The sequence below is a fragment of the Pseudomonas syringae group sp. J254-4 genome (assembly GCF_032586855.1).
GTDB classification, from domain to species: Bacteria; Pseudomonadota; Gammaproteobacteria; order Pseudomonadales; family Pseudomonadaceae; genus Aquipseudomonas; species Aquipseudomonas amygdali.
Map to the genome: position 1 here is coordinate 105,782 of NZ_JAWHOO010000019.1, position 9,862 is coordinate 115,643.

Annotated in this window: 10 protein-coding genes and 1 tRNA gene; all 11 read left to right on the forward strand. The window is 55.3% G+C overall.

Annotation, left to right across the window (positions count from 1 at the left end):
- The first annotated feature begins 4 nt into the window (after window positions 1–4).
- The 11 genes from lolB to RYB09_RS20860 all read left to right on the forward strand — a co-directional run bounded on the left by lolB (window position 5) and on the right by RYB09_RS20860 (window position 9,331).
- Window positions 5–622, forward strand: a complete 618-nt coding sequence (lolB, locus tag RYB09_RS20810; protein WP_058400567.1) for a lipoprotein insertase outer membrane protein LolB — start codon at window positions 5–7, stop codon at window positions 620–622.
- A gap of 20 nt (window positions 623–642) precedes the next feature.
- The gene (ispE, locus tag RYB09_RS20815; protein WP_316890038.1) at window positions 643–1,491 is read left to right on the forward strand and encodes a 4-(cytidine 5'-diphospho)-2-C-methyl-D-erythritol kinase; all 849 of its coding nucleotides are present in this window, start codon (window positions 643–645) and stop codon (window positions 1,489–1,491) included.
- 37 nt (window positions 1,492–1,528) lie between these two features.
- A tRNA-Gln gene (locus RYB09_RS20820) sits at window positions 1,529–1,603 on the forward strand.
- Window positions 1,604–1,648: 45 nt separating this feature from the next.
- Window positions 1,649–2,590: a ribose-phosphate pyrophosphokinase gene (locus RYB09_RS20825; protein ID WP_002552145.1), complete on the forward strand. Its 942-nt coding sequence runs from the start codon at window positions 1,649–1,651 to the stop codon at window positions 2,588–2,590.
- 124 nt (window positions 2,591–2,714) lie between these two features.
- Window positions 2,715–3,326, forward strand: a complete 612-nt coding sequence (locus RYB09_RS20830; protein ID WP_058400566.1) for a 50S ribosomal protein L25/general stress protein Ctc — start codon at window positions 2,715–2,717, stop codon at window positions 3,324–3,326.
- Between the two features lie 164 nt (window positions 3,327–3,490).
- Window positions 3,491–4,075 (forward strand): aminoacyl-tRNA hydrolase, encoded by a 585-nt coding sequence (gene pth, locus RYB09_RS20835; protein WP_003317127.1) that lies wholly within the window; start codon window positions 3,491–3,493, stop codon window positions 4,073–4,075.
- Window positions 4,076–4,096: 21 nt separating this feature from the next.
- The gene (gene ychF / locus RYB09_RS20840; RefSeq protein ID WP_122281298.1) at window positions 4,097–5,197 is read left to right on the forward strand and encodes a redox-regulated ATPase YchF; all 1,101 of its coding nucleotides are present in this window, start codon (window positions 4,097–4,099) and stop codon (window positions 5,195–5,197) included.
- Window positions 5,198–5,501: 304 nt separating this feature from the next.
- Window positions 5,502–6,575 carry a dTDP-glucose 4,6-dehydratase gene (rfbB, locus tag RYB09_RS20845; RefSeq protein WP_316890025.1) on the forward strand — a complete coding sequence of 358 codons (1,074 nt, stop codon included), beginning with the start codon at window positions 5,502–5,504 and terminating at the stop codon, window positions 6,573–6,575.
- Window positions 6,575–7,480, forward strand: a complete 906-nt coding sequence (rfbD, locus tag RYB09_RS20850) for a dTDP-4-dehydrorhamnose reductase (protein WP_316890026.1) — start codon at window positions 6,575–6,577, stop codon at window positions 7,478–7,480. The genes rfbB and rfbD overlap by 1 nt, the downstream gene beginning before the upstream one ends.
- A complete protein-coding gene (gene rfbA / locus RYB09_RS20855; protein WP_002552131.1) occupies window positions 7,477–8,367 on the forward strand; it encodes a glucose-1-phosphate thymidylyltransferase RfbA in 891 nt (296 codons plus the stop codon). The genes rfbD and rfbA overlap by 4 nt, the downstream gene beginning before the upstream one ends.
- A gap of 34 nt (window positions 8,368–8,401) precedes the next feature.
- Window positions 8,402–9,331, forward strand: coding sequence for a glycosyltransferase (locus tag RYB09_RS20860; protein WP_316890029.1), 930 nt, complete (start codon window positions 8,402–8,404; stop codon window positions 9,329–9,331).
- Window positions 9,332–9,862: the final 531 nt, after the last annotated feature.

Below are 9,862 nucleotides of genomic sequence, written 5' to 3' on the forward strand. Positions count from 1 at the left end.
CGTTATGTTTTTGCGCCACGTAATCGTATTCAGCCTCATCGCCCTGCTCACCGGCTGTGCCGGTCTCACTTCCCGCGAAGCCGTTCAGGGCAAGGGCGACCCCGCGCAATGGCGCGAACACAAACAGCAACTGAGCAGCCTTGATGGCTGGCAGATCAACGGCAAGGTCGGTATTCGTGCGCCGAAGGACTCCGGCAGCGGCACCCTGTTCTGGCTGCAGCGCCAGGATTACTACGATATCCGCTTGTCCGGTCCGCTTGGCCGCGGCGCAGCACGACTGACCGGCAGGCCCGGCGCTGTCGCGCTTGAAGTCGCCAATCAGGGCCACTACGAAGCCACGACGCCGGAAAGACTGCTTCAGGACCAACTGGGCTGGAAACTGCCGGTTTCCCACCTCGTATGGTGGGTGCGTGGCTTGCCGGCACCGGACAGCAAAAGTAGCGTGACACTCGACGGTGACAGCCGTCTGGCCAGCCTTGAGCAGGACGGCTGGCAGGTGGAATACCTCAGTTATGTCGAACAGAATGGCTACTGGCTGCCCGAACGCGTCAAGCTGCACGGTCAGGACCTCGATGTCACGCTGGTCATCAAGGACTGGCAGCCTCGCAAACTGGGGCAATGACCATGACTGCATTACAGGATATGGCCAAGGCCCAGCTGGTTTTGCCTGCTCCGGCAAAGCTGAACCTGATGCTGCACATTCTGGGACGCCGTCGGGACGGCTACCATGAGTTGCAAACCCTGTTTCAGTTTCTCGATTACGGTGACGAACTGGGCTTTACCGTTCGCCAGGACGGCGAGATTCGCCTGCAGACCGATGTCCCCGGCGTCCCGCATGACAGCAACCTGATCGTCAAAGCCGCCCGCGCGCTGCAAAAACAGTCCGGTTGCACACTGGGCATGGATATCTGGCTGGAAAAACGGCTGCCCATGGGCGGCGGCATCGGCGGCGGCAGCTCGGATGCAGCCACCACACTGCTGGCGCTGAATCATTTGTGGCAGCTTGGCTGGGATGAAGATCGTCTGGCGCAACTGGGCCTGACCCTGGGCGCCGATGTACCGGTTTTTGTCCGTGGACACGCCGCATTTGCTGAGGGTGTCGGGGAAATTCTCACCCCGGTTGACCCCGAAGAACCCTGGTATTTGGTGCTCGTTCCGCAAGTCGCTGTAAGTACAGCAGAAATTTTTTCAGATCCGTTGTTGACACGCGACACGCCTCCCATTAAAGTGCGCCCCGTTCCCAAGGGAAACAGTCGAAATGACTGTAAGGCGGTTGTAGAGAGGCGTTACCCAGAAGTACGTAACGCTTTGAATTTGTTAGGTAATTTTACCGAAGCAAAATTAACCGGAACTGGAAGTTGTGTGTTTGGGGCCTTCCCAAACAAAGCTGAAGCTGATAAAGTCTCGGCCCTTCTTACAGAGACCCTTACGGGGTTCGTAGCGAAAGGAAGTAACATTTCGATGTTGCATCGCAAGCTGCAAATTCTGTAACAGGAATTGAGTGTCAAGCACTCGATTGATTCAATACAGGGGCGTCGCCAAGCGGTAAGGCAGCAGGTTTTGATCCTGCCATGCGTTGGTTCGAATCCAGCCGCCCCTGCCATTTTCTATACTCATCCAGGTTACCCTCAGCCTCTAGGTACTGCGCGTGTCCAAGATGATGGTCTTTACGGGGAATGCCAACCCCGATCTCGCTCGGCGTGTAGTACGTCAGCTGCATATCCCACTGGGTGATGTCTCTGTCGGAAAATTTTCCGACGGTGAAATCAGCACTGAGATTAATGAAAACGTCCGCGGTAAAGACGTCTTCATCATTCAGCCGACCTGCGCACCAACGAACGATAACCTGATGGAACTGGTGGTGATGGCTGATGCCTTCCGCCGCTCCTCAGCGTCCCGAATCACTGCTGTGATTCCCTACTTTGGTTATGCCCGCCAGGATCGCCGTCCGCGCTCCGCACGTGTTGCCATCAGCGCGAAAGTTGTCGCTGACATGCTCACCGTGGTGGGAATCGACCGTGTTCTCACGGTTGATCTTCATGCTGACCAGATCCAGGGGTTCTTCGATATTCCGGTAGATAACATCTACGGCTCCCCCGTTCTGGTGGATGACATCGAAGACCAGCGCTTTGAAAACCTGATGATCGTTTCCCCGGATATCGGCGGCGTCGTGCGTGCACGTGCTGTTGCTAAATCCCTGGGCGTCGATCTCGGTATCATCGACAAACGCCGTGAGAAAGCCAATCACTCTGAAGTGATGCATATCATCGGTGATGTCGAAGGGCGTACCTGCATTCTGGTCGATGACATGGTCGACACCGCCGGCACCCTGTGCCACGCGGCCAAGGCCCTGAAAGAGCATGGCGCAGCCAAGGTCTTCGCCTACTGCACACACCCTGTGCTGTCGGGTCGGGCGATCGAAAACATTGAAAATTCCGTGCTGGACGAACTGGTGGTGACCAACACCATCCCGTTGTCCGCAGCAGCACAAGCCTGCAGCCGTATCCGTCAACTGGATATTGCGCCGGTAGTCGCCGAAGCGGTTCGCCGCATCAGTAATGAAGAATCGATCAGCGCGATGTTCCGTTAACTGACATCACGCAGACGAAAAGCGCCCCGCCCTGACATCCTGTCAGGGCGGGGCTTTTTTGCCCATACCGCCCGAGCGCTGGTCGCAAACGCAACGGCGGATGTGGTTAATTTGGAGATACAACATGAACGAATTTACCCTGAATGCAGAACAGCGTTCCGACCTGGGGAAAGGTGCGAGCCGCCGCCTGCGTCGTCTCGCCAGCCTGGTTCCAGCTGTAGTCTACGGTGGCGACAAAGCCCCTGAGTCCATCAGCATGCTGGCCAAGGAAGTTTCCAAACTGCTCGAAAACGATGCGGCCTACAGCCACATCATCGAGCTGAACATTGGTGGCAAGAAGCAAAACGTCATCATCAAGGCGCTGCAACGTCACCCGGCCAAAGGCCACGTGATGCACGCTGACTTCGTGCGCGTTATTGCCGGCCAGAAACTGACCGCAATCGTGCCGATCCACTTCCTGAACGAAGAAGCTCCAGTCAAGAAAGGCGGCGAGATTTCGCACACTACCACTGAACTGGAAGTGACCTGCCTGCCTAAAGACCTGCCTGAGTTCATCGAAGTTGATCTGGGCGCGCTGGAAGTGGGCGACAACGTTCACCTGTCCGAGCTGAAAGCACCTAAAGGCGTCGAGTTCGTTGCCTTGGCACACGGTACAGACCTGGCAATCGCCAACGTCCACGCACCGCGCATCGTCAAAGACGAAGCAGAAGAAGGTGAAGAAGGCGCAGCCGAGTAATTCATTACTTGGTAACGTCGGAGTTGCTCAGGAAACATCGCGAGCGATAGCAGGCAAGGCGGGCGAGATCGCTGAGTTTACATCATGGTAAATGAGCAGTTTTCGCCCACATTGCCGCTGTCGCAAGCGGTTTAACCCTCAACTCCAAAGGAAGAGCCCCTGTCGTGACCGCCATACAACTGATCGTTGGCCTGGGAAATCCAGGCGCTGAATACGAACAGACCCGGCATAACGCAGGGGCTTTTTTTGTTGAGCGTATTGCTGCGGCGCAGCGAGTCAATCTCGTTCCCGAGCGCAAATTCTTTGGCCTGACCGGGCGTTTTACGCATCAGGGTCAGGATGTTCGTCTGCTGATTCCCACCACCTACATGAACCGCAGCGGCCAGGCCGTCGCGGCACTCGCCGGTTTCTACCGTATTCCGGTTGAGTCGATTCTGGTGGCGCATGACGAACTGGACCTGCCTCCGGGCGTTGCCAAACTCAAAGTGGGCGGCGGCCATGGCGGTCATAACGGCCTGCGCGACATCATCGCGCAGCTCGGCAACCAGAACACATTTCATCGCTTGCGGCTTGGCATCGGCCACCCGGGCGATGCCAGCAAGGTATCCGGCTTTGTCCTGGGTCGAGCGCCACGCGCCGAGCAGGAAAAACTGGACGCCAGTATCGACTTTGCCCTCGGCGTGCTGCCGGATATCTTCGCCGGTGAATGGAACCGGGCGATGAAAAACCTGCACAGCCAGAAGGCCTGACATCACTCGAGGGGAAACACCATGGGATTCAATTGCGGCATCGTCGGCCTGCCTAACGTCGGCAAGTCCACCCTGTTCAACGCCCTGACCAAATCTGGTATTGCGGCCGAGAACTTCCCCTTCTGCACCATTGAACCGAACAGCGGCATCGTGCCGATGCCTGACCCGCGCCTGGCGGCCCTGGCAGCCATCGTCAACCCGAAACGCATCCTGCCGACCACCATGGAGTTCGTCGACATCGCCGGCCTGGTGGCAGGTGCCTCGAAAGGCGAAGGCCTGGGCAACAAGTTCCTCGCCAACATCCGCGAGACCGACGCCATCGCTCACGTGGTGCGCTGCTTTGAAGACGAGAACGTGATTCACGTCTCCAACAGCGTCGACCCCAAGCGCGACATCGAGATCATCGATCTGGAACTGATCTTCGCTGACCTCGACAGCTGCGAGAAGCAACTGCAAAAGGTCACGCGCAATGCCAAGGGCGGTGACAAGGACGCAGTGGTCCAGAAAGGCCTGCTTGAACAGCTGATCGCCCACTTCAGCGAAGGCAAGCCAGCACGCAGCCTGATGAAGAGCATGAGCAATGACGAGAAAGCCATCATTCGTGGCTTCCACTTGCTGACCACCAAGCCGGTCATGTACATCGCCAACGTTGCCGAAGACGGTTTCGAGAACAACCCCCTGCTGGACGTGGTCCGCGCCATCGCTGAAGAAGAAGGCGCAATGCTGGTGCCGGTCTGCAACAAGATCGAAGCCGAAATCGCCGAGCTGGATGACGGCGAAGAAAAAGACATGTTCCTCGAAGCTCTAGGCCTCGAAGAACCCGGCCTGAACCGCGTCATTCGCGCTGGCTACGAAATGCTCCACCTGCAGACCTACTTCACCGCAGGCGTCGAAGAAGTCCGCGCCTGGACCGTCCGCGTCGGTGCCACCGCACCACAGGCCGCAGGTGTCATCCACACCGACTTCGAAAAAGGCTTCATCCGTGCCGAAGTGGTGGCCTACGACGACTTCATCCAGTTCAAGGGCGAGTCCGGTGCCAAGGAAGCGGGTAAATGGCGTCTGGAAGGCAAGGAATATGTCGTCAAAGACGGTGACGTGATGCATTTCAGGTTTAACGTGTAGGCCATAGGCAGCATCCAGCGGGATCTCGGCAAGTGCAGATCCCTCTATCACGAAAGCCCCTTTATCTGGGGCTTTCGCGTTTCAAGCATTGGCACCGTGGAGCTCGCCAAACTATTGCAGGCACCCTCAAATCATTTGATGGGGATGTCTATTTTTCTATGTAAAATGTCGTTTTAACCGCCGCTCATCCACGTCATTTAAACATTCATGTTTAACGCAGGCAGATATCTCAAGACGGCGACTGATCAGCGATCGTTTCCACGGACCGGGCAGAGCCTTGTCATAACCCAAGGTAGATACTCTTTTGAAGATCTTAGTAACAGGCGGTGCTGGTTTCATCGGTTCGGCAGTGATTCGGCACATCATTGCCAATACAGCCGACTCAGTCGTCAATGTCGACAAACTGACGTACGCAGGCAATCTTGAATCACTTCAGTCGGCTGATCAAAGCGAGCGTTATGCCTTTGAGCACGTGGACATCTGCAACCGTGAAGACCTGGACCGTGTTTTTAAAGAGCACCAGCCCGACGCTGTGATGCACCTGGCAGCCGAATCGCACGTAGACCGCTCCATCACGGGTCCGTCGGAGTTCATCCAGACCAATATCATAGGCACCTATGTACTGCTTGAAGCAGCACGCAGCTACTGGAGCCAACTGGACGAAGTGCGCAAAGCCAGCTTCCGCTTTCACCACATCTCGACTGACGAAGTGTATGGCGACCTGGAAGGCCCGGAAGATCTCTTCACCGAGACAACGCCTTACCAGCCAAGCTCGCCCTACTCGGCCAGCAAGGCCAGCTCCGACCACCTGGTACGCGCCTGGAGCCGCACCTATGGCCTGCCGACCCTGGTAACCAACTGCTCGAACAACTACGGCCCATGCCATTTCCCGGAGAAGCTGATCCCGTTGATCATCCTCAACGCACTGGAAGGCAAGCCGCTGCCTATCTATGGAAAAGGCGATCAGGTTCGTGACTGGCTCTATGTCGAAGACCATGCCCGCGCACTGTACAAAGTCGTGACCGAAGGCGAGATCGGCGAGACCTACAACATTGGTGGCCACAACGAGAAACAGAACATCGAGGTGGTCAACACCGTTTGCGCGCTGCTCGACCAACTGCGCCCGGATTCAGCCCATCGTCCGCACGCCAGCCTGATCACTTACGTTCAGGACCGCCCGGGCCATGACCTGCGCTACGCTATCGATGCCAGCAAGATTCAGCGCGAGCTGGGCTGGGTGCCGGAAGAAAGCTTCGAATCCGGTATTCGCAAGACAGTAGAGTGGTACCTGGATAATCCTGAATGGGTTGCTCATGTGAAGAGCGGAAGCTACCAGCAATGGATCGACAAGAACTACACAGCACGCGCCGATAAATAATGAAAATTCTTCTTTTGGGAAAAAACGGCCAGGTAGGCTGGGAGTTGCAGCGCTCACTTGCAGTAGTGGGTGAAGTTATCGCGCTTGATCGCCATACCGTCTCGACGGCATACGGTGACCTTTCTGGTGACCTGTCCAACCTGGAGGGGCTACGCAATTCGATTCGTCGCATTCAACCTCAGGTTATCGTCAATGCCGCAGCCTATACCGCTGTCGACAAGGCTGAAACCGAGCGTGAGCTTGCGCACACGGTCAATGCTCTGGCAAGTCAGGTAATGGCAGAAGAGGCCCAAACTCTGGACGCGCTGTTGGTTCATTACTCGACCGACTATGTGTTCGACGGTTCGGGCAACACCGCATGGAAAGAAAGCGATGCGGTGTCGCCGGTCAACTATTACGGCGCAACCAAGCTTGAAGGAGAGCAGTTTATTGCTGCCTCAGGCTGCAAACACCTGATCTTCCGTACCAGTTGGGTTTATGCGGCACGTGGTAACAACTTTGCCAAAACCATGTTGCGCCTCGCAAAAGATCGCCCGACGCTCAATGTGATCGCCGATCAGATTGGAGCGCCTACAGGTGCGGAGTTGCTGGCCGACATAGCGACGGCTGCCCTACTTCAAACGCTGGCGAAGCCGGAGCTTTGCGGCATCTACAACCTGGCACCGGCCGGTGAAGTGTCATGGCATGCCTACGCGCAGTATGTGATTGATTTCGCCCGCGCCAACGGGGAACCCTTGGCAGTGGAAACGATCAACCCAATCGGTACGATCGAGTACCCGACGCCAGCGCAACGCCCTCTGAATTCGCGTCTGAACACAGAAAAGCTGCGCCACAATTTTTCTCTGCACCTGCCTGACTGGCAAAGTGGTGTAGCCCGAATGCTCATGGAAACTCTGAACAAATGACCACCATTAATCGTAAAGGCATCATTCTGGCTGGCGGCTCGGGCACTCGTCTGCACCCGCTTACCCTTGGCGTATCCAAGCAAATGCTGCCTATCTACGACAAGCCGATGATTTTCTACCCTCTGTCGGTGCTGATGCTGGCAGGTATGCGTGAAGTCCTGATCATTTCCACGCCAGAAGACTTGCCGAGCTTCCGCAAGCTGCTGGGTGACGGCAGCCAATATGGCATTCAGCTCACCTACGCAGAGCAACCAACGCCTGATGGCCTGGCACAAGCCTTCATCATCGGCGAAGAATTCATCGGTGAAGATCCTTGCTGCCTGATCCTGGGCGACAACATCTTTTACGGTCAGCACTTCTCCGACAACCTGCGCTCGGCCAGCCAGCAGACCAGTGGCGCTACTGTCTTCGGTTACCACGTTTCCGACCCTGAGCGCTTTGGCGTTGTCGAGTTCGACGAAACGGGTCGCGCCTTGAGCATCGAAGAAAAGCCTGCGGCACCGAAGTCGAGCTATGCCGTAACCGGCCTGTACTTCTATGATAATCAGGTTGTCGAAATCGCTAAAAACATTAAGCCTTCCGAGCGTGGCGAGCTGGAAATCACCGATGTGAACCGTGCTTACCTTGAGCAGAAGAGCCTGACCGTAGAAATTCTCGGTCGCGGCTTTGCATGGCTCGACACAGGTACTCATGAGTCGCTGCTTGAAGCGAGCCATTTTGTACACACCATTGAGCAGCGCCAAGGCTGGAAAGTAGCGTGCCTTGAAGAGATCGCCTACACCAACGGCTGGATTACAGCTGCTCAGCTAGGTGAACAAGCTCAAAAACTGAAGAAGACTGGCTACGGGCAGTATCTGCAGAAGCTGCTTGATCTGGGCTCGTTCTAAACCGTGTATTTCATAACGCAAAGCCGCATAACGTATGAGCGTTGAGCTACCCAGGGTCGCCGTACTATTGGCGGCCTACAACGGCACGTCATGGCTTGATGATCAGCTTCATTCCATATTGAAGCAGGTGAATGTGCACATCAGCGTGTTCATCAGTGTTGATCCGTCCAGTGACGGTACCGAGGCGCTTTGTGAGTCATATACACAACAGTACAAGAATGTAATCCTGCTTCCGCCAGTGGGAAAATTTGGTGGAGCGTCGCGTAATTTCTTCCGGTTGATTCGGGATGTCGACTTCTCGACATTTGATTACGTGGCGCTGTCCGACCAAGACGATATCTGGCACCTGGATAAGCTTGATAGAGCTACCACCAAGCTTCAGTCAGCGGATTTGGACGCCTACTCCAGTAACGTGACGGCCTTCTGGCCGTCCGGTCGCCGTGTGCTTCTTGACAAGGCTCAACCTCAGGTGCGCTGGGATCATTTATTTGAAGCCGCTGGCCCCGGTTGTACCTACGTGTTGAAGCGTCGTCTTGCGGAGGCCTTCAAAGCTTCGCTGATCGAGCAATGGCAGTACGCCCAGAACGTCAGCCTTCATGACTGGTACTGCTATGCCTTCGCTCGTAGCCATGGTTTTCGATGGTTCATAGATCCGATCTCCAGTATGGATTACCGGCAACATGAAAGTAATCAGGTGGGTGCCAATACCGGCGTCCTCGCGTTCCTGACAAGATTAAAAACGATCACTAATGGCTGGTGGCCAGATCAAGTATTGCTCATTGCTCAACTCATTGACAGCCATTATTTATCGACGACTGGAAAAGCGCATTCCAGACATTTGCTATTTCTCAAGCTGATCTTCGTATCAAGGCATTGTCGCAGACGACAACGGGACAAATTTTTGTTTGTCATTGCCTGCCTGGCGGCTGCAATATCACTGCCTAATAAAAGTTTTACTCACTGACTTTGTTAGTTTCCAGCGTTCCAGGTTAATTTAAAACGAAATCTGTGTGATATGGCTAACGCAATGGCGTCGCCCAAGTGCTATAGCGCTAGACGGCGATCGAATGTTACTTTATCAAAAGCTTTTTCCTGCTTAAGTAACCTGGTGGTAAGGCTGCAGTATGATTTCAAGCTTCTGATAAGCCAGATTAGCGATGGATGCTGCACTGCGGGGCCACGCAACGAGTCTGCCTCAGAGCGTGACTTGGCGCCATACCGACATAGGATCAATAAGTCTCGCGGCCTCACCCTTTCAAATCCTCAGCCATAAACCGAATAGCCGACGATACCGCGCGCTTGAAAGCGATCTTTGAAACCAGAAAAAACTGCTGAAAAAAAGAACCTTCAGACAGTCAAGTCGACCATGCTGATCGAGAGGAAAACAGCCATCCTTCGTGCCTTTTCTCTGATATTCTAATCGTCGACTATTGCCGGATATGATGTTCAGGAAAAGGCAGTACGGCGTCGCCGATACAGGCCTGGGCGGGCGCGC

Excerpts from the sequence above, each read along its gene's own strand:
- ispE (WP_316890038.1), top strand. The coding sequence starts at position 643 with ATGGCCAAGGCCCAGCTGGTTTTGCCTGCTCCGGCAAAGCTGAACCTG.
- lolB (WP_058400567.1), top strand. The coding sequence starts at position 5 with ATGTTTTTGCGCCACGTAATCGTATTCAGCCTCATCGCCCTGCTCACC.
- rfbA (WP_002552131.1), top strand. The coding sequence starts at position 7,477 with ATGACCACCATTAATCGTAAAGGCATCATTCTGGCTGGCGGCTCGGGC.
- ychF (WP_122281298.1), top strand. The coding sequence starts at position 4,097 with ATGGGATTCAATTGCGGCATCGTCGGCCTGCCTAACGTCGGCAAGTCC.
- RYB09_RS20830 (WP_058400566.1), top strand. The coding sequence starts at position 2,715 with ATGAACGAATTTACCCTGAATGCAGAACAGCGTTCCGACCTGGGGAAA.
- rfbD (WP_316890026.1), top strand. The coding sequence starts at position 6,575 with ATGAAAATTCTTCTTTTGGGAAAAAACGGCCAGGTAGGCTGGGAGTTG.
- RYB09_RS20860 (WP_316890029.1), top strand. The coding sequence starts at position 8,402 with ATGAGCGTTGAGCTACCCAGGGTCGCCGTACTATTGGCGGCCTACAAC.